This is a genomic window from Lysinibacillus capsici (genome assembly GCF_020217405.1).
Taxonomy (GTDB): domain Bacteria; phylum Bacillota; class Bacilli; order Bacillales_A; family Planococcaceae; genus Lysinibacillus; species Lysinibacillus capsici.
This window is the reverse complement of the sequence record NZ_CP084108.1, coordinates 2,378,976-2,398,772: the sequence shown is the minus strand read 5'-3', so window position 1 is coordinate 2,398,772 and position 19,797 is coordinate 2,378,976. Positions and strand designations below refer to the sequence as shown.

Annotated in this window: 20 protein-coding genes and 1 other annotated feature; of the genes, 9 read left to right on the top strand and 11 right to left on the bottom strand. The window is 39.2% G+C overall.

Annotation, left to right across the window (positions count from 1 at the left end):
- Positions 1-47 precede the first annotated feature (47 nt).
- The 3 genes from LCP48_RS11775 to LCP48_RS11765 form a co-directional block, all read right to left on the bottom strand.
- Positions 48-1,223, bottom strand: coding sequence for an MFS transporter (locus tag LCP48_RS11775; RefSeq protein WP_004230052.1), 1,176 nt, complete (start codon positions 1,221-1,223; stop codon positions 48-50).
- A gap of 130 nt (positions 1,224-1,353) precedes the next feature.
- On the bottom strand, positions 1,354-3,027 hold the full coding sequence (gene argS / locus LCP48_RS11770) for an arginine--tRNA ligase (RefSeq protein WP_004230056.1): 1,674 nt from the start codon (positions 3,025-3,027) through the stop codon (positions 1,354-1,356).
- Between the two features lie 44 nt (positions 3,028-3,071).
- Positions 3,072-3,291 (bottom strand) — a binding site (T-box leader).
- Entirely contained in the window at positions 3,279-5,258 is a 1,980-nt protein-coding gene (locus LCP48_RS11765) for an FAD-dependent oxidoreductase (RefSeq protein WP_318528152.1), read from the bottom strand. It overlaps the preceding feature by 13 nt.
- Positions 5,259-5,853: 595 nt before the next feature.
- Between LCP48_RS11765 and LCP48_RS11760 the strand changes: the two genes are divergently transcribed.
- Together LCP48_RS11760 and LCP48_RS11755 are read left to right on the top strand one after the other, a co-directional pair.
- Positions 5,854-7,458 carry an ABC-F family ATP-binding cassette domain-containing protein gene (locus LCP48_RS11760; RefSeq protein WP_004230062.1) on the top strand — a complete coding sequence of 535 codons (1,605 nt, stop codon included), beginning with the start codon at positions 5,854-5,856 and terminating at the stop codon, positions 7,456-7,458.
- 130 nt (positions 7,459-7,588) lie between these two features.
- The gene (locus LCP48_RS11755; protein ID WP_004230064.1) at positions 7,589-8,308 is read left to right on the top strand and encodes a metallophosphoesterase family protein; all 720 of its coding nucleotides are present in this window, start codon (positions 7,589-7,591) and stop codon (positions 8,306-8,308) included.
- Positions 8,309-8,366: 58 nt separating this feature from the next.
- Here the strand turns inward: LCP48_RS11755 and LCP48_RS11750 are convergent, their stop codons facing one another.
- The 4 genes from LCP48_RS11750 to LCP48_RS11735 form a co-directional block, all read right to left on the bottom strand.
- Positions 8,367-9,113 (bottom strand): amidohydrolase family protein, encoded by a 747-nt coding sequence (locus LCP48_RS11750; RefSeq protein ID WP_004230067.1) that lies wholly within the window; start codon positions 9,111-9,113, stop codon positions 8,367-8,369.
- A gap of 186 nt (positions 9,114-9,299) precedes the next feature.
- Positions 9,300-10,535 (bottom strand): beta-ketoacyl-ACP synthase II, encoded by a 1,236-nt coding sequence (gene fabF / locus LCP48_RS11745; RefSeq protein ID WP_004230069.1) that lies wholly within the window; start codon positions 10,533-10,535, stop codon positions 9,300-9,302.
- Between the two features lie 27 nt (positions 10,536-10,562).
- Positions 10,563-11,120, bottom strand: a complete 558-nt coding sequence (locus LCP48_RS11740) for a TetR/AcrR family transcriptional regulator (RefSeq protein WP_004230071.1) — start codon at positions 11,118-11,120, stop codon at positions 10,563-10,565.
- A gap of 80 nt (positions 11,121-11,200) precedes the next feature.
- Positions 11,201-11,671, bottom strand: coding sequence for a DinB family protein (locus LCP48_RS11735; RefSeq protein WP_225340208.1), 471 nt, complete (start codon positions 11,669-11,671; stop codon positions 11,201-11,203).
- 168 nt (positions 11,672-11,839) lie between these two features.
- Here LCP48_RS11735 and LCP48_RS11730 point away from each other — a divergent pair, with 168 nt between their 5' ends.
- On the top strand, positions 11,840-12,478 hold the full coding sequence (locus LCP48_RS11730; RefSeq protein ID WP_004230080.1) for a hypothetical protein: 639 nt from the start codon (positions 11,840-11,842) through the stop codon (positions 12,476-12,478).
- 58 nt (positions 12,479-12,536) lie between these two features.
- On the top strand, positions 12,537-13,352 hold the full coding sequence (locus LCP48_RS11725) for a S1C family serine protease (RefSeq protein WP_225340207.1): 816 nt from the start codon (positions 12,537-12,539) through the stop codon (positions 13,350-13,352).
- Positions 13,353-13,413: 61 nt separating this feature from the next.
- On the opposite strand, the gene LCP48_RS11720 is transcribed toward LCP48_RS11725, so the two are convergent.
- The 3 genes from LCP48_RS11720 to LCP48_RS11710 form a co-directional block, all read right to left on the bottom strand.
- Positions 13,414-13,905, bottom strand: coding sequence for a YkvA family protein (locus LCP48_RS11720; protein ID WP_004230084.1), 492 nt, complete (start codon positions 13,903-13,905; stop codon positions 13,414-13,416).
- Between the two features lie 212 nt (positions 13,906-14,117).
- Complete coding sequence (locus LCP48_RS11715; RefSeq protein ID WP_004230088.1) at positions 14,118-14,318, bottom strand: cold-shock protein; 201 nt, start codon at positions 14,316-14,318, stop codon at positions 14,118-14,120.
- Positions 14,319-14,539: 221 nt separating this feature from the next.
- Positions 14,540-14,824, bottom strand: coding sequence for a DUF1033 family protein (locus LCP48_RS11710; protein WP_009371335.1), 285 nt, complete (start codon positions 14,822-14,824; stop codon positions 14,540-14,542).
- Positions 14,825-14,947: 123 nt separating this feature from the next.
- Here LCP48_RS11710 and LCP48_RS11705 point away from each other — a divergent pair, with 123 nt between their 5' ends.
- The 3 genes from LCP48_RS11705 to LCP48_RS11695 all read left to right on the top strand — a co-directional run bounded on the left by LCP48_RS11705 (position 14,948) and on the right by LCP48_RS11695 (position 17,335).
- Complete coding sequence (locus tag LCP48_RS11705; RefSeq protein ID WP_225340206.1) at positions 14,948-16,675, top strand: globin-coupled sensor protein; 1,728 nt, start codon at positions 14,948-14,950, stop codon at positions 16,673-16,675.
- A 45-nt stretch (positions 16,676-16,720) separates the two neighbouring features.
- Positions 16,721-17,002 (top strand): acylphosphatase, encoded by a 282-nt coding sequence (locus LCP48_RS11700; RefSeq protein WP_009371334.1) that lies wholly within the window; start codon positions 16,721-16,723, stop codon positions 17,000-17,002.
- A gap of 66 nt (positions 17,003-17,068) precedes the next feature.
- Positions 17,069-17,335 carry a CPCC family cysteine-rich protein gene (locus tag LCP48_RS11695; RefSeq protein ID WP_004230095.1) on the top strand — a complete coding sequence of 89 codons (267 nt, stop codon included), beginning with the start codon at positions 17,069-17,071 and terminating at the stop codon, positions 17,333-17,335.
- Between the two features lie 84 nt (positions 17,336-17,419).
- On the opposite strand, the gene LCP48_RS11690 is transcribed toward LCP48_RS11695, so the two are convergent.
- A complete protein-coding gene (locus LCP48_RS11690) occupies positions 17,420-17,632 on the bottom strand; it encodes a hypothetical protein (RefSeq protein ID WP_004230097.1) in 213 nt (70 codons plus the stop codon).
- A gap of 416 nt (positions 17,633-18,048) precedes the next feature.
- Here LCP48_RS11690 and LCP48_RS11685 point away from each other — a divergent pair, with 416 nt between their 5' ends.
- On the top strand, positions 18,049-18,699 hold the full coding sequence (locus tag LCP48_RS11685; protein ID WP_004230101.1) for a 5-bromo-4-chloroindolyl phosphate hydrolysis family protein: 651 nt from the start codon (positions 18,049-18,051) through the stop codon (positions 18,697-18,699).
- Entirely contained in the window at positions 18,696-19,763 is a 1,068-nt protein-coding gene (locus tag LCP48_RS11680) for a toxic anion resistance protein (RefSeq protein WP_009371332.1), read from the top strand. The genes LCP48_RS11685 and LCP48_RS11680 overlap by 4 nt, the downstream gene beginning before the upstream one ends.
- Positions 19,764-19,797: the final 34 nt, after the last annotated feature.

The following is a 19,797-nucleotide window of genomic DNA, read 5'->3' as shown; positions in this document are numbered from 1 at the left end:
ATTTTCACAAAAAAAGACATGTGCAACCTGACACATGTCTCTTACAATCATTTTTTCCTTAATAGTCCTGTCGTTACTAGAATGCCGAGCATTAATAATACAAAGATCAGATACGTCCATGTATGGTTGCCTGTTAGGTCATAGCAAACGCCTATTAGAATGGGGATAATGGCACTTACCATAAAGCCACCTGCCAGCACCATAGATGACCAACTAGTGGCCTCCTGATCATTTTTGGCTTCATCAAGAGGCAACAATAGTCCGATTGGAAATAGCCCACTTAGCACAATACCAATTAATAAAACAGCCAGCCATAGGTAAATACCCGCTGTCAGCCAGAGTAGCATAAAACCAATCACGCCAACAAAGCTAAACACTAGTAGCCAGGCCATTCGACTTGGCCATTTTTCCATGAGAATTGGGACCGCCATATTTCCTATCATTTGTACAATAGACATAATTGTTAGCATGGCACTGGATGCCTCTAATGACAGGCCTTTATCCTGCAACAGCGGCGTAAGCCATGACATAATTGAGAAAAAGAGTGATGTTTGCAAACCAAAGTACAGTAAAATTACCCAGGCACGTCTAGATGTCCACGGATTACGGACTTCTTCTGACGTAGTTACTTGTTGTAGTTGCTCGTTGTGTTCGGATGGAATTGCCGCTAGCCATATAACGAGAGCAATTATAGCAAGGATTGACCACATACCAAGGGCGATTGTCCAACTTTTACTGAAACTCTGATAAAAAGTCACGGTTAAGGCTGCACTTAAAGTAGCCCCTACGCCTATACCGAATGAATAGATACCGACTACTGTCGTAAAGCGTTCTGGAAACTTTTTCTTAATATATGCATTTAGAATAGGACCAATCATTGCAATCGCTAAGCCTGCCGCAAAGCTTGTCACGATGAGCAAGAGATAACTTGCTTGGAAAAAGCGTAGCCCATTCGCGACGACAAGAATCGCCACTAAAAGGGTGATAGCTGATTTCGTGCCCATTTTTCGCTGAAGCGGGACAGCCAAAGGTGCGAATAATCCCATACAAAAAACGGGGATAGCAGTGAGAAAGCTCATGCTTGTATTCGAGACTTGTAAGGATGTCATGAGGACATTAAAAAGCGGTCCTATTCCCGTGACAGCTGGTCTCATATTAAGAGCGACAAAAAATATACTAATGACCACGAAGGTGAGTGATACGGTCCAATGCTTTTTAGCCATTTGTTTGATCCTCTCTATTATTACGCAGCCTTCATTTATGAAAAGCTTGCATGGATTCCTCTATCCTTTTATCATGTTTTCGATGGATGGTCAATGATTGGACAGTTTACCTTTACATGGCTAATGCTAATTACATATTTTCAGGTGATTCAATACCTAATAAGGCTAATGACTCTTTTAAAACAATCGCAACACTCTGACATAGAGCAAGACGGGATGCTTGCTGTTCGTCATCTGCTAATATTTTGTACTGTGCATAATATTTATTAAATAAACGTGCCAGTTGTAAGGCATACTTCGCTATTTGGGACGGATCAGCCTGCTCAAAAGCCATAGCTACTGTTTTAGGAAACTGTTCTAGTAATAGGATCATCGGCCAAGCCTGCTCTCCTAAAGATTTGAATAGTATATCTTGAGTCGGAGCTTTCGCTTTATCTAAAATAGAGCAAATACGTGCATATGTATATTGTACGTATGGCCCTGTTTCTCCTTCAAAATTCATCATTTGCTCAATTGAAAATTCAATATCGTTGAGACGATAGGATTTTACATCATTAAAAATTACCGCTCCAACCCCCACTTGCTTTGCGACTTGCTCTTTATTAGGCAGAGAAGGATTTTTCTGCCCCATATTACGCTGTGCTGTCGTTATAGCTTCTGCTAGTACATCAGCTAATAGCACCACTTTGCCTTTACGCGTAGACATTTTTTTACCATCCTTCAGCATCATGCCAAATGACACATGTTGCAGATTCTTTGCCCAAGGATAGCCCATTTTTTCGATGACCTGAAAAAGTTGTTTAAAGTGGAGGGACTGCTCATTGCCAACAACGTAGAACATCTTTTGGGGCTGGTAGTGCTGTTGGCGATACAGGGCAGCTGCTAAATCACGCGTCGCATAAAGCGTGGCCCCATCCGTTTTCTTTATTAAACATGGAGGCATCTCCTCCATCTCCACAACATACGCACCTTCTGATGCCACGAGGAGCCCTTTTTCTTTTAATTCTGTTACAACGGACGGCATTTTGTCATTGTAAAAGGCTTCACCTGTAAAGGCATCAAAATGAATTCCTAATAGCTCATATATTGTTTGAAATTCTACGAATGACACATCTCGGAACCATTGCCATAATGCCTGTGCCTCTTCATTACCGTCCTCCAATGCTTTAAAGGCGGCACGAGCCTGTTCATTGAGCGTTGGGTCTTGCTCTGCCTCTTCATGAAACTTCACATAAATCTTTAATAACTCCTCTATCGGTGACGCTGAAATGGCCTGTTTATCACCCCAAAGCTGATAAGCAACAATAAGCTTGCCAAACTGTGTACCCCAGTCCCCTAAATGATTAATACGAATGGCTTGATAGCCATTTTTTTCTGCAATATTTGCTAAGGCATTGCCGATGACCGTTGAACGTAAATGTCCCATTGAGAAAGGCTTTGCGATATTAGGAGAGGAAAAATCCAAGACGACCGTTCCCATCTTTGTTGGCGTAGTACCATATTGTTGCTTGTCGCGCAGAATCTTGCGTAACACCTGTTGCGTCACCTTTTGTTGATCGAGAAAAATATTAACATAGCCACCAACAGCTTGCACACGCTCAATGCTGTCATGATTTATTTGACTTGCAATATGTGCTGCAATATTTTGCGGTGATTTTTTCCACACTTTTGCTAGAGTAAAGCATGGAAAGGCTACGTCCCCAAGCTCCAAACTTTTGGGTTTTTCTAATAATGACACTATTTCCTCTCCTATTATTTGTTGCTTTAATGCGTCTGCTATACTGTCGGCGATTAGTTGATTCATTTTACTCCTCCTCCTGTTCAAATAAAAAAGCCCTCGCCTCTATAATTAGAGACGAGAGCATGATAATCCCGTGGTACCACTCTAGTTGTCATGTAACATGACCACTTTCCGTTGTTAACGAGGTGACGCCCCGCTATTCTCTACTACTTGTTCGAGAACCTTCTCCAAAGTGCGCTTCATTCATGGTTCCTGCATTAGGCTCCCACCATCCCTAACTCGCTTGCCAGTCATCCCATCAATTACTCTCTTTTTCATCGAATTTTTCTATGATTTTGACATATATTACAGGATTTCCTTATTGGCGTCAACCATTTTTTACGTTGCCGTTTCAGCAAAAAACGCTCCTCACGAGGAGGAACGTTTTTTTCTACATACTGAATCACATCAGCCATAATGGCATACATCTCTTTTAATTTTAATTCCTTATTGTCAGAGACTTTCTTCGCTACTTTCTCCGTGATAATTCCTTTTTCTACTAATGTATCCCAGCTGGTCGCATTGGATTCACCGATAAGGACGTCGGCCAAATATTGAGCCAGCTCATCTCGCTCAATAGCTTCATCTCCTTGATTATAAACCTTATTGATGACAATTTCGAGTTGGTCCTTCATTCCTGATCCACTTTCTCCACCAGCACGTAACATACTCTCTTTTAACATTTTAGCAAACTTTATTTTCGTCGCCTTACTGTCTACTTTTAGGTCATTATCATAGCCGCCCACTACAAGGCCGTAATTAATGAGCGTTTGAATGGCTTCATCATACCATTCTCCTTGATATGGATACTCAATTGAAAATGAATCAACATAGGCACCTTGTTTAGCTAATTGCTTTCGTAATGTAGCGATTAATGGTTTATCCTTACTCATGTCTCTAAAGGTTACATCGTGCTTCTGTGCAAGAGCAGCCGCAGTCCCAGCCGCTTCACCTGTCACCATCCCTGTTGGAACAATACGTGCACTACCAGCTGCAAGTGATGAATAACCAGCAGAGCGTCCGACAACCAGTAAGCCATCAATATCCTTCGGTACTAACGAACGGAAAGGAATAGCATATTGCTTTGGTGCAGCGATCACATAGCCATAATCATGAGGCGTTTGCGCTTGCACATCGACTGGATAAGAGGCAATGCCAATGCTATCCCACTGATCACTATTTTTCCACAGGTCTGCCATTGGTAATTGATACTCTGCCCAAATGTGTCTCGTTTCTCGGACGTAGAGTTCTTCTGGATAGCTGACAATTTCAGCCTTTTCAAACCCTGGGAAGTTTGTTTGTAAATATTTTAGAATGTGTAACGTTTCTTTCTTCCCGGCGACAATCGCCGCTTGTTTTGAGGATTCATTCAAGCCATCAATACCAAAAATCTGTAAGGCATTGATGAAATATTCATCATCTACACGAGCTAAGTTTAACCCTCGTAATCTTGTGCCCTCTTGTAATGGCTTGTATTCATCATGTAGCTTTGTAAAGCCCCACATCACCGTATGATTTAAATTAGCACCGCCAAATACACCGGAATTAGCCGCTTTTTTAACTTCATCCCAATTGACATTTTTTAAATGTAGCATTAACGTCACAGCCATACGCTTATCCTTTATGCCAATATCTTCTCCACCCACAAAGAAAGGAACGCCCGACAAGGCAGCAAAATCAGCATCCTGTGTAGCATCTATAAATGATTTCCCCGTTACAACATATGTACCGTACTCATTTTTTAATTCCACAGACGTTAATTGTTGTTGTTTGACATTCGCTTTCACAACCTCGGTTTGCACGGATAACGTTAAGTTGGGCTCTTCATCGATCAGCTTTTTAAAGGCTGCCTTAGCACCAACAATGCCAAAAGCGTCATTCCCTCTAACAAGCTCATGCCATTCCTTAAATATTCCCTCACTAATCGAGTTGTTACGGCCATTACGAGGAATGTCGAGGAAATTCAGCATACCATATGTAAATAATCCACCTAACTCTTGTCGTTTTTCAACCAGCAATGTTTTCGCACCATTTCGAGCCGCAGCCACAGCCGCAGCTACACCCTCTGGTTCACCACCGATGACAATAACATCATATTCTTCCTCTATATGTTCAATTGGTTCTGGCTTTTTATACTCATCTACTAATTTATTGTATGCCATAGAGTTTGTTATTTCTTTAATAAAATAGTAGCTACCAAATCCAAGTAAAACTACTATTACACAAGTGGCTGTCCATAATAAGCCCTTACCCATAATATACCTCCAATTGTTAAAATTTCCACCGATGTGTTTATTTAATCATCATTCCCGCCACAAGGGCTGAATGTCCTAGTTGAACGTAGGCATATCATTATCAACAACGAATAATTCATTGGCTTACAGCATTTTTTATGAAATTATCATCAAGATAAATGAATGAAATCATTTATGAGGATTGTGATGTGATTAGTCTAACTTTAGCAACATCTATCTAGAATAAATGAAAGAGCCACAAATAGCTGGCATTCAAAACGGGGATGGGCTTGTGGGCACCAGTGATGATTTACTTGATATATAAACAGTCAGAATCATTTTAGACGAAACCTTTGTGAATAAGCAACTAAAATCCCCGTGGTAAATGATGTCATTTTTCTATTCTTTTTCAAAAATAGTTAATCACACTACAATATAGACGCCTCAATTTCAAAGAAAGTTACACCAAATTTAACTTTTTTATTGTATCTTTAATTCAGTTTATGTTTAACAAAAAATGTGAAAAGAACGCCAAACCTTGATTTAATAATGTTTATAGACTATGGAACATATTTCATGCTATACTAGAGCCATTGTGAAAAAAGGAGGAACTTGCATGATTCAAGTTAGTAATGTAGGTCTTCGCTATGGCGATCGTAAACTATTTGAAGACGTAAATATAAAATTCACACCAGGCAATTGCTACGGTTTAATTGGGGCAAATGGGGCCGGTAAATCAACATTTTTAAAAATTCTTTCTGGTGAAATTGAAGCGCAGGAAGGAAATGTATCGATGGGTAAGGACGAACGTTTATCTGTCCTGAAACAAAACCACTTCGAATACGATGAGCATACAGTGCTCGATACAGTTATTATGGGGAATAAACGCCTATATGACGTGAAAACAGAAAAAGACGCTATCTATGCAAAGGAAGATTTCTCCGATGAGGATGGCATGCGTGCTGCAGAGTTAGAAGGTGAATTTGCAGAGCTAAACGGTTGGGAAGCTGATTCAGAAGCGGCTACACTACTAAACGGTTTAGGTATCTCCGATGATCTTCATTACATGCTAATGGGCGATCTTGAAGGTTCTGACAAAGTGAAAGTATTACTGGCACAGGCACTGTTTGGTCAGCCTGATGTACTATTACTCGATGAGCCTACCAACCACCTTGACTTAAAGGCAATTCAGTGGCTGGAAGAGTTCCTGATTAACTTTGAAAATACAGTTATTGTTGTATCCCATGACCGTCACTTCTTAAATAAAGTATGTACACATATTGCGGATTTGGACTTCTCTAAAATCCAATTATATGTAGGGAACTATGATTTCTGGTATGAATCTTCTCAATTGGCGCAAAAAATGGCACAAGACCAAAATGCGAAAAAAGAAGAGAAAATTAAAGAATTACAAGCGTTTATCGCACGTTTCTCTGCCAATGCTTCTAAATCGAAGCAAGCAACATCTCGTAAAAAAATGCTGGATAAAATTGAGCTAGATGATATTAAGCCATCAAGCCGTAAATATCCATTCATCAACTTCCAAATCGGCCGTGAAATTGGTAACGATGTCCTAACAGTAGACGGTCTAACGGCAAGTCATGAAGGCGAAACACTATTCAAGGACATGCGCTTCTCGATGAACAAAGAAGATAAAATTGTTTTACTTGGTAGCCCAATGGCGAAAACAGCACTTCTTGATATTTTAATGGAAGAAAAAGAAGCGGATGCTGGCACATTCAAATGGGGTGTAACGACATCTCAAAGCTACTTCGAAAACGATCATGACAAGTACTTCGAAGGTTCTGAAAAAACATTAGTAGAATGGTTACGTCAATATTCACCAGACGATGAAACAGAAAGCTTCCTACGTGGTTTCCTAGGACGTATGCTATTCTCTGGTGAAGAAGTGAAGAAATCTCCTGCTGTTCTTTCTGGAGGCGAAAAAGTACGTTGTATGTTATCGAAAATGATGCTTGCGACAGCAAATGTTATTTTATTAGATGAACCAACGAACCACCTTGACCTTGAATCTATTCAAGCATTGAACGAAGGCTTAATTCGTTTTAAAGGCGCAATGATTTTCACATCCCATGACCATCAGTTCATCCAAACAATTGCTAACCGTGTCATCGAAATTCGTGAAGACGGCTCTATTTTAGATAAGCAGTTAACATATGATGAATTCCTAGAGTGGAAAGATAGCCAAGGCTTAAGCTAGGCTTTACAAAAATCCTCTACCCGTAGTGGGTCGAGGATTTTTTTGTCTTTTGCGTTTATATGGTTTTTAAAGGATTAAAAGGATTTTTATTGAATTACATAGTATAGCATTAATGAGAGGGGTAAACTTCGTGAAGAAAATTGCAATTATATCAGATATTCATGGGAATAAAACAGCATTAGAGGCCGTATTAAAAGACATTCGCTTAAGAAAGATTGACAGAATTTTTTGTTTAGGTGATTTGATTGGCAAGGGCCCTCAAGGATCTGCCTGTATTGAACTTATCCAACAAAATTGTGAACAAGTCGTACGAGGCAATTGGGACGTATTTATTCAATCCCCTACTGACAATGATTTTCTCCAATGGTTTAAAGATCGATTAACAGCAAAAGACTATCAATATCTCGGGTCATTACCCTTCCATATTGATCTAGAATTAAATGAACAGCTCATTAGATTTTTCCATGCGTCTCCAAGGAGCGAGTTTGAACGTATCTTACCGAGTCATCCGCTTGAAAAGCGTTTATCTATGTTTGAGAATAATGCAGTAACCCACTCAATCCATTACAAGAAACAACCTGATATTGTGTTCTATGGCGATATCCATACAACTTTTTTACATACATATAAACAAGGAATTCTTTGTAATGTAGGAAGTGTTGGTAATTCACTTGACCTAACTTCTGCTTCCTATGCCATCCTAGATGGAACACAGTCAAACAATGCCATCCAATTTATTAGAGTAGCATATGACCGCGAGGCTGAGCTAAGGATTGCAAAAGAGCTGGGTATGCCTCAATTAGATCAGTATTATAATGAAATTATGTTTGCCAACTATCGAAATGCTTAGTACCGTCACAATCAAAAAAGGAATCCATTTTCATACCAGCATGGATTCTTTTTTATATTTAACGCTGGAAATACCATTGCCACGCATTCTCGTAGAGGATTTTATCAGCCGCCTGTTGATCGAATAGCTGTTGAATCAATTCGACGTCCCCATAATTAAAAGGTCGTCTGGCTCTTGTAGATGGCAAATCTGTTCCGAACATCAGCGCAGCTGGATTCACATTATAAATCGCTTGTAAAGCATGCTTCACATCCAGCTCCACACGACCAAAGCCAGTCGCCTTGACACGTACGCCCTTATCAACAAGCTTTAATAAATGTGGCAGCCCCTCTTCCGTCAACCCTAAATGATCGATGGAGATGGCTGGTAATGCTTCAATTGTCGAGGCTATCTCTGGTAATTTCTTCGCATCGATATATAATTCACTATGCCAGCCGACCAATTCATAAACCCGTCGTGCAAAGGTATCTAGCTGCGATAAATCCTCTGAGCCACCTCGTTTTACATTAAAGCGTAATGCCCGTACCCCATTGTTATGTAAATGTACAATCTCATTATCCGTAACCGTATTAGGTAATTGTGTTACCCCACAAAATGTTGGACCCAGTTGTTTTAATGCTTTTAAAAGATAGGCTTGGTCGAATCCTTGAAAAGATCCTGATACAATGGCGCCTCCCGCTATCTGTAGACTCACTGTATCCTTTTGATAATCCTCTACTACATAGCTTGGTGGTGTATAACCTTGATTTTCGATAATCGGAAAATGAAAGTCAATGATATGAAAGTGTGCATCAAAGATTCGCATCATTTATCCCCCTTTTCCTTCGAATTTACCATACTCTAACCATAAGTTATAATACAAATTTCTAGCCATTTATCATAAGGAAAACTTATTGACTTACCTCTTCTCTTTTCAAGTGAATAAAACAAACGTAAAAAATGGTATGAACAATCAAATTCATACCACTCTTTCTATCAAATAGCTAATGCCTTAATCCTCAAATTTTTTAAATGCTAGCACAGCATTATGACCGCCAAAGCCAAACCCATTGGATAGAGCAAAGTTAACGTCTTGATGAAGCGCCTCATTAGGAACATAGTTTAAATCACATTCGGGATCTGGTGTATCATAATTGATGGTTGGTGGAATAATGCCATCCATTATACTTTTCAATGTAATAATGGCTTCAATTCCACCGGCCGCGCCAAAGAGATGTCCTGTCATCGATTTTGTGGAGCTAACCTTTAGTTGATAGGCATGGTCACCAAAAACGTGTTTAATAGCTTTTGTTTCAGATTTATCTCCCTCTGGAGTACTTGTGCCGTGTGCGTTGATATAATCGATGGCTGACCCATCGATATCACCCATTTTTAATGCTAGCTTCATGGCATTGGCAGCACCCGTAAAATCAGGAGCTGTAATATGATAAGCATCTGTTGTCACACCGTAACCAACAATCTCACCGAGAATCGTAGCACCTCTTTGTTTGGCATGTTCATATTCCTCAAGGAACACGATTCCTGCCCCCTCTGACATGACAAAGCCATCTCGTTCGCTATCAAATGGACGGCTCGCTTTTGTTGGCTCCTGATTTCTTGTAGACATAGCTTTCATACGTGAGAATCCTGCAAAGCTTAGTGGATTTATGGGTGCCTCCGCTCCACCTGCTAAAATGCCATCCGCATAGCCATGTCGAATCGCTAAGAAAGCTTCTCCAATGGCTTGGTTACCAGTTGCACAAGCTGAAACAGGTGAAAAGCTTGGCCCTTTAAAGCCTGTTTTAATCGCTAGAATCCCTGCAGCCATATTGCTAATCATCATCGGCACCATAAACGGTGACACCTTCCTAGGCCCTTGATTGAGCATCGCTTGATGATTTTCTAAAATCGTTTCAATGCCCCCAATGCCAGAGCCAATGTAAACGCCTAAACGCTCCTTATCTACCTGATCCATATTTAAATTAGCTTGTGTCAGAGCTTGTTGGGCAGCGGCAACAGCATATTGCACAAATAAATCATATTTACTGATTTCTTTTTTATCCATATACAGCGTTGCATCGAAATTCGTACTCGTCCCAGCAATTTGTGTATTAATGCCGTTAAATGCCTCCCCTTGAATTTTTTGAATCCCTGATTTTCCTGCTTTAATATTCTCCCATAAGGCTGATACCGAATTACCTAACGGGGAAACAACACCATATCCAGTAACAACGACTCTTCGTACCATGCACATCGCTCCTTTTTGTTTCATGTCTTACTTTAACAGTTCCTTTAATTGCTCTAGCATCTTTAGAAAGAACGCTTCTCCTACAACACGTTTATATTGTAAGGCCCCTTTCGTACTTGAAATAAGTAATACAGCTAGAGCCTCCAAATCATTAGTAGCTTGGAGTGCGCCCTGTTGTTTAGCTTCTTTCAATAGCTCAACAAAGACATCGATTTCCATTTGACTAAGCTGCTGAAGCTTTTCTTGCATTGGTTGCGGTAATTCTTGATAATCCGCCTGTAAAGCTGATATAGGGCAAATGCCGTCTTGCTCTAGAAATTTTATTCGCTGCATAATAAAGGCAAATGGCTTTTCCTCAGCTGGCAAAGTGGACTCCTTCATCAATGTAAAAGTTCTCTCTAATCCTTGTTGAATTCTTTCACATACAGCAATCCCTAAGTCTCCCTTCTTCTCGAAATGATAGTGAATACTGGCCTTCGTGACGCCAAGCTCCTTTGCTAAATGCTCATAACTAAATGATGTGAATCCTTTTTCCTGAATATTCTTCAATGTTAATTCTATAATTTGCATTTTTCTATTTGTCATGGCTTTATACTAACTTACTAGTAGGTAAGTGTCAATCTAAAAAATGCAGCAGATAATCGATTTATCTACTGCTCGCGTAATTATTGCATTTCCTTTGTTGGTCCCATCACGCCAGGTACTGGTAAACCTGCTTGACGTAGTAGGACCGTCATTTGTCCACGATGATGTGTTTGATGGTCAATTACTATACGTAATAAAGCCCCTTTTGGCATCGGTGCTTTAAAGCCTGTTACTACCTCTAGTAAATCTTCATTCGAAAGCTTAGCCACTTCCTCTTTAATACCATTTGCTACGTTTTCATAGGCTGTCACGATCTCAGCCACTGTCGTTGGCACAGGATCTTCTTGACGAATCATGGGTACTTTTAACCCTGCTAGATAGCTAAAATATCCTGCTGATCCAACTAAATGCCAGCCTAACCAACCAAGTGTACTGTGACCCTCTACAATATTTTGCTGAAGCTTGTCATCTGTTAAAGCCTGTAATACCTGTAGTGTCCCGTTTGATGCAGTTGACCATTCTTGCAAGAAATCATCTACATGTCTATACATGTCTTTGCCCCCCATTTTTTCACTTCAATTCTATCATAGATAATTTTCCATGCTGTTACAAGTTTTCGCTAAATAGTTTACATAATAATATTATGTATATATCTCATATTATTCGTATAACACGCCTCGTTCACGTATAATGAAAGAAAATAGCGAAGGAGTGTGCCCATGAGATACCCTGTTCTAGTACTTTCTGTAGTATTTTTACTAGCTGGCTGTCGTGAAGAAGTTCAGAAAGAGCCTGTGCCAGCTCCAACACCATCTGTGGAAGACAAGCAACCAGTGGAACAAGATCAAACGTCACTTCTCTCCTATTTTCCACCCGATGGATCTGTTGCTTCTTTTCAAGGGGAAGGAAATGAATTTGCTAGCTTCACACTAAAAACTACCTACCTCGATACACAGCATATCGTACAAATAGAGGATAATGGTGGTGTCACACTATTAAAAATCTTCCGCATAACGGATACAAGTATTGATCTTGTCTATCGAGAACCTGTTGACAGTAATCCAAGCATGCCAAGTATTGCTGAGGCAGCTTCTTATCCTGTACTGGAAACCGTACTTCAAAAGCCATTACAAGTCGGGACAAGCTTTCAAGGTTGGACCATTGAATCAACGACTGCTACTGTTGATACTGGTACAACGGTCTATCAAGATGTCATCCAGCTAAGTCGCTCTGAAGATCAAATGACCACAACCAAATATTTTGCAAAGGACATTGGTCTAATTCGCAAAGAAGATACGATGGAAACAGAGCAAGATGAGCCATTTGTTGTGACATCAACCTTGCAAAAAGTAGAATAATTGAAAGAAAACAGGCGTCCTGCTTGGGCGTCTGTTTTTTAGCAAAGGGGGCCAATCAATGAGTGATATACATAATGCAACACCAAAGCCAGATGAATTAACGGAAGAAGAATTTATTGAACTTGTACTCGAGGAACAGCAAAAAGCATTAGCACAGGCGCGAGAAGAACGCATTTATGGAAAAAAGCCCAAAAAACAAAAGCCTCTTGTACGCTGGATGGTGTGGGGTATGGCACTAGTGCTGTTTTTCAATACATTTGCCCTCATTTTTCAAATCTACTCCATACCTGCGCTTGAATTTATCAAGGTTTCAACGCGGCTCTCTGCACAAGAAGATATACAAACCTATAAAAAGGCAGTCGTTGAAATTTCAACAGGCTCCAGTAAAGGCACTGGTTTTGCCATCTCACCAGATGGTCTGATTGTCACCAACGCCCATGTAGTCGAACATGCCTCAACACTATCAGTCGTCTTTCCTGATGAGGGATTGATGGAGGCAACATTAGTCGAGAGCTATCCAGCCGTAGATTTAGCCTTTGTACAGGTGCAAGACGAGCAACTTCCCTATCTACCTCTTGCAGAAGATCCACCTTACACTGTTAATGAACATGTCTATTTTATTGGAAATCCACTTGCTTTCACCGGCATCGCTAATGAAGGAACATTGCTAGAAGCCATCCAATTAGAAGATTGGCAGGAGCCAGTTAGGATGCTAAAAGCACCTGTTTATCGGGGCAATAGTGGTAGCCCTGTAATCGATCAACATGGTGAAGTCATTGGAGTTATCTTTGCCACGATGAAATATGAGCCCATTGGAAATGTTGGCCTATTTGTACCTGTACAACAAATCCAAAATTTATTAAAAGAGCAATAAAAAATGAACCTGCTTATGACAGGTTCATTTTTCTAGGATGTCTTAGGTTTACATAATATTATTATTTATCTTTACTTTCTTGCTTGACGAACTGAGCAATTGGCGATTTTACAGGAATTTTACTAACAACCTCATCACTCACTTCTGCAACCTTTTGTAGCACATGTAAAAGCTTGTCATCCCCTGTCCAATGCTTTTCCACTACATGTGGTCCCAACTTATTAATAATGGTATTTACCACAAAAGTTGCTAGTACAACATCATCTAAATAGCCACCAAAGCCTAGCAGTCCTTCTGGCATTAAATCCATCGGCAATACAAAATACGCAATGGATGCCCCAATTAATGCACGACTCTTTTTATCTACACCCGCATCGGTTACTGTTTTAATTAACAAATGAAATAAATCAGGCACAAACATTAAATACGGAGTAAACTTGTTACTTTTTCCCTTTTTCGACCCAAGAAAAGCTACTAATTTTGTACGTAGTTTCTGATAAAAATCTTGTTGCTCCTGTTCTTCAGGCAATTTTTCTTCATTATTCACATTCATCTGCCTCCTTCTTTACAAGCGATGCGCTATTTTGGCGGGGTTATCCGCTACTTTTATAGCGCTATCCTTTACTTTGCATGGCTATCCGCCACTACTATATATTTAACCTAAAATAGGATTTGTAATCCTTAAACTTGCAAATGATACAAAAAAGACATCCTATTTGCATAGGATGTCTTGGGTTTAACGAAAGTAATTTTAATTACTGAGAATTAAAGTTTAGTTACGTTAGCAGCTTGTGGTCCGCGGTTGCCATCTACAACTTCGAATTCCACTTTTTGACCTTCGTCAAGAGTTTTGAAACCTTCGCCTTGGATAGCTGAGAAGTGTACGAATACGTCGTTTTCACCTTCAACTTCGATGAATCCAAAACCTTTTTCTGAGTTAAACCATTTTACTGTACCTTGTTTCATTTAAGAAAACCTCCAAAAAATAAAAGTGAACAATATGTAATTTCTTCAGCGATTGAAAAAAATTCACATATTACAAAGAGTACCGAACTAACGCGATCACTTTTTGTAATATGTGAATTCATGTTTCCGGTGAAGCAATTAAATTGTTAAGTTAAGTATAACTGCCATCCATAATTTTGTCAAATAAGAAAAATTCTTTTTTACTTTTTTTCAAAATTTTTTTACTTCTCTTCTATTTTACACGCAATTATTCCATGATATACTTGTGCATCATCATCGCAAGCCTCACAGTAAAAGCTTTCATCCTCAGACCAAAAAGCCCAATACTGCTCCTCTTTCGTTGCCTCATTATCATAAGAGGAACGAAAATGCGCTAACCTTTGCTGTAATGCACGTTCAAAGAGCTCCTTCGTGTCAAATGTATCTTCAGTTTGAATATAAGCTTCCCAGCCTTCAAATTTCCACCAAGGCTCATAGTCCGCTTTCATGTAAATAATTGTATACATATTTGCCCATTCCTTGCTGTCATAAGATAGTTTCATTTTAGCAAACACAATTGAAATGTCTATTAAAACCACCTGAATTATGCTATTATTACCTTATTATTCATACTTTTTGGAGGTATTTTTATGTTTTCAAGTATTCGACCTAAAGCAGAGCTAGAAGAACTACTCAAACGTGGTACAGATTTACATGCAACAGGCCGATTTTACCAAACATTGGCTTTCAATCATTTCAATTCACAGGATGAGGAGCACTTAAAGGCACTCTATCAAAAGCTCAAGGATATTACCCCTTCGATGAATGCCATTTTTCACCATTATTTAAGCGAGATATCCCCTACCTCTCAATTAATCATTAGTGAAGAAAATATTAATCAATACTTAACACAGTTTTTCTTAACAACGCGTGATGATCATTATGTAGATGAAACTGTCAAATTTTTCAATCTATTCCGTAAGCATCAATATGAGCCTGGTAAATTAATTGTTGTCTTCAACCAATTTGCCTTCTATATTACTACATATATTTTACACAATTTTGGTATCAAGCCAAATAAAGCATTTCAATATATGAAATCATTCCAATCCGCTGTCAATGTCGATCAAGAATTATTAGTGGAAGTGTTAACAGAACGCATTATAGAAAATGTGGTAGGAGAAATATCTTCTTTAATGGATGTCAATGCCAAAATTATGTACATGAAAGATTTAGTTTTTAGCCTAGATAAGCAAAATGAAGAGATTCAATCCTCTACTGCTGCAACAGAACAGATTGCAGCTTCTATCAATGAGGTTGCACGTATGTCTTCTCATATATCAGAGAAAACAACTGAATCGGTTGACCATGCTACAAAAGGTAAAAACGCTATTGAGCATGCCCTATCGGAGATTTTTAAAACAGAAGAGACCTTTGCATCCATTGTTGACTCATTTTCAGAATTACAAAAAAGGGTAAATGATATTGAGCAGGTTGTCACATTAATCAACCAAATCGCCGATCAAACGAATCTACTCGCACTTAATGCCTCCATTGAAGCAGCGCGTGCAGGCGAACATGGGAAAGGCTTTGCGGTCGTTGCACAGGAAGTACGAAAGCTTGCTGAAAACACGGTAGCTGCGCTAAGTGAAGTATCCGCTAATGTTCATCATTTAAAGAGTTATTCGAATGATGTTTCTAACTCGATTACCGATACGACAGCTATTATTAAAGAAGCAACCGTTGAAGCAAAAGATTCGTTACCATTATTAAATGCCATTGTTCAAGCGATTGAGAGTATTAATTTAGATGTGATAAATACGGCTGCCATTTCCCAGGAACAAGCAGCCGCAATTGATGAAGTTTCAGCAAGAATGATCGAAATTTCAAGCTTGCAGGAAGATATTCGTGATTATAGTCATAATACATCCAGTGATATTCATTTATTAGGGAAAGAAATTAACCGTTTCCGTAATGATCTTATTGCTAACAATAATGTACAGCTTTCATCTATTGCCCAACTACAATTATCGAAGGCGGATCATATTTTATGGAAATGGCGCATTTATAATATGTTCCTTGGCCTAGAAAACGTTGATCCAAGTGATGTTTCTTCTCACAGAGACTGTCGACTTGGCAAATGGTACACAGCGCCTCGCACAGTCGAACGTTTCGGTCATTTACAGGACTATCATGAATTAGATAGCTATCATTTACGCGTCCATGAATCAGCGAAGCTTGCGGCTGAAGCCCATAAAGCGGGGCATATCGAGCAAGCTGATGTTCATCTAAAAGAAGTCGATGAGGCATCTAAGCATGTACTCTATCACATTAATAACTTAATTACCTATTTAGAAAAAGAACGTGTCATGCAATAAAAGGAGAGGATCGCCCCTCTCCTCCATTAAGTAGGAGGTATTCCCTTGAACAAACGAGCAAGTATAAAATTTTTTGGTGATGTCTACGGCACAGGCTACCGATTCTTCATCAAGCAAAAAGCTATCGAATTAGGGTTAAAAGGATACTGTCGATTGAATGACACAGAGCAAATTGAAGTGGAAGTGGAGGGCTCAGAAAAGGCACTCAATGAATTTCTCCTTTTTGTCCTAAAAGGCGTGAGTCCCCAAGCCGATTCCAATTCATTTTCTTTAGAATTATACGATGATTTAAAAGGCTATATACGTATGGAGTCAGACATTGTTTAATGTCTGACTTTTTTGTAGTGTTGTTTTTATGATAAAATTATCGAAAAATATATTGGAGTGATAATAATGAAATTTACTTGTCCTTGTTGCGGATATAAGACATTGAATGGAAAACCACCAGGTACATACGAAATATGTGAAATTTGTTTTTGGGAAGATGACAGCGTTCAATTTTATGATAATGACTTTGTAGGTGGAGCTAATACATCCTCTTTAAGGCAAGCACAGAAAAATTTCATTATAATTGGTGCGTGCGAAGAAAGATGTATTGCGTTTGTAAGAAAACCAAACGAAAAAGACGAAAAAGATTCAAACTGGAAGCCATTTGTCTAGAGATCAGTCAACACTGGAAAATGATTACTTCTCTACTTTTTAATGAAATCAAAAAAGTTATGCTCTTAAGAACATGACTTATCATCATTTTTTGATTTTTATCTTTTGAATGGCAGCCACTAATATTGATTCATCCGTGATTTTCACATATTGATTTTTAGATTCCTTCATATAACCTTCTTTGCTTAAATAGGCTTTTAATTTTGATTTTTTCTCAAAGGCTTTTTCTTTCACTTTCTGTTCACTTACTGGTTCATCGGTATTTTTTGTAATAGACACCAGAAAAATTTTCGTCATCCTATATCCCCCTTTGTATCAGTTACGAATTCATTTGGAAAAAGTTTCATACAAGACTCATTCATTCTGGATGAAGATGCTCTTCTTAGAGAATAAACCGCTCCTTTTCGAGTTGGAGCCGCTCATGGACCTCACTTATCCGCTCGCTCTGAGGCAGAAGCCGCTCTTGAATCAAATTATGCTCCTCTATTCAGAGATCAAGATGCAAAAAATCGCTCATTTCGATGTCAAAATGGCTCCTTAGGATTACAAAACCGACTTATTCATCGAAACAACTCACTTATTCTATGTATTATCATTGAGAAAGTTCACAAATAGCAGTAAAATTTATGTAAGGGATTAATTTTCAATGAAACTTTATGTCGATTATTTCGTATAAGAAGATAGACATATTGAAAAGCAAGGAGGATGAAACAATGCTTAGTGTCGGACAGTTTTTCTCTAGACATAGTGCCAGCTTTCTTATTTCGCTCACAACTGTTTCTATCGCAGCCATTGCGGCAAATCCTGGATTCTTCCTTGGTGGTTTACTGTTTGCGGGTTCCTATGCGACGAGTACAGCGTTGCTGAAACATAGACAAAAAAAGAAAGTCATGCAAATAGCAGGCATCACAAAAGAAGAGTTCAAACACATTGAAACACAAGTATTAACAGCCAATAAGCATATTCAAACATTGAGTCAAAACTATTTACGTGTACGTTCTGTTTCTGCTTTTAAACAACTACTTGAAATGACGCGTATCTCTAAAAATATCGTCAAGATCGTCAAGACAGACCCACGTAAATTTTATAATGTGGAACCATTTTTCTATGCGCACTTACCTTCTGCTGTGGAATTAACGGATAAATATACGATGCTTTCCAAGCAGCCTGTGAAGGATAAGGAAATTCAATTAACTTTATCCAAAACACGCGAAACCTTAACTGATTTGAATGACACAATTCAAATTGATTTAAAGGATGCGCTTGCAAATGATATCGATCATCTGCAAATGGAGATTGAATTCGCAAATCGTTCCAATCTTAGACGTAGAGAACAATTGGACTGGCGAGGCGATGATAAATGACAGCAAACGAACACGCATTTCAATTAAATACCATACCAGGGCTTTCTCCACTAGTCCAATCCTATTTAGAAACAACTCCACAAAACGAGGCGATGGCGACTTATGAAACGCTATCGCCTCTTGCACAAAGTCGTGCATTACTGTATGCCAGTCAAATCGATTTGACTGATTTTGAATCATTGCTGTCCCTTGGGCAAGATTCACAGCGAGCTCTGTCTCAATTTGCCGACCGTATGCTTGCTCAAGTAAAGCAAAAAGATGTCACTAAAATTGGTCAAATGCTGGATTCTTTAATGCAGACGTTAGATCGAGTAGATCCGACTGCTTTGGAACCTAAGAAGCAAACCTTTTTCAAAAAAATCTTTGGCAAAACCGAGCCTAATGTGAAGCAAACACTCACAGAATTTGAGCGTATTAGTATACAGGTGGAACGTATTGGTGTACAGCTGGAGCGTGCACAGCTCCAGCTGATCAAAGATGTCGAAAACTTAGAGGCGCTTTATGCCCATAATCGGGGATTTTTTGAGGAATTGGCAACAGCCATTGCCGCAGGACAAATGAAAAAGCAGCAAGCCATTGAGGTAGAACTACCTGCACAAATAACGAGTGTCCAAGCAACCAAACAGCCACTTGCAATTCAGCAATTAAATGACTTTGCTGCTCAAATCGAAAGACTGGATCAACGTATTTATGATTTACAAGTATCACAGCAAGTCGCCCTGCAAACAGCTCCTCAAATCCGTATGATTCAACAGGCCAATCAAACCTTAGCTGAAAAAATTGAGTTTTCTATCGTTACCTTGATTCCGCTCTGGAAAAACCAACTGGCGATGATGTTGTCGATGCATATGGATCATCATTATGCACGTTTAGAGGAGCGATTATCAAGGGCTCATGATCGCTTCTCAAGTCCCACGTTTGAACAGCAAGTTTCGAAGTTTAAAGAAACACAGCAAGAACTGCAAACAGCAATTAAAGATGTTTTTGCCCTGCATACCGCAACTGAACAAGAGAAACAGCAGCTACAGGATGTGGCGGGTGCTAGCAGCTATCAGCGAGATTAACAAAAAAATGGGTGGCTCAGCAAATGTTCTGAAC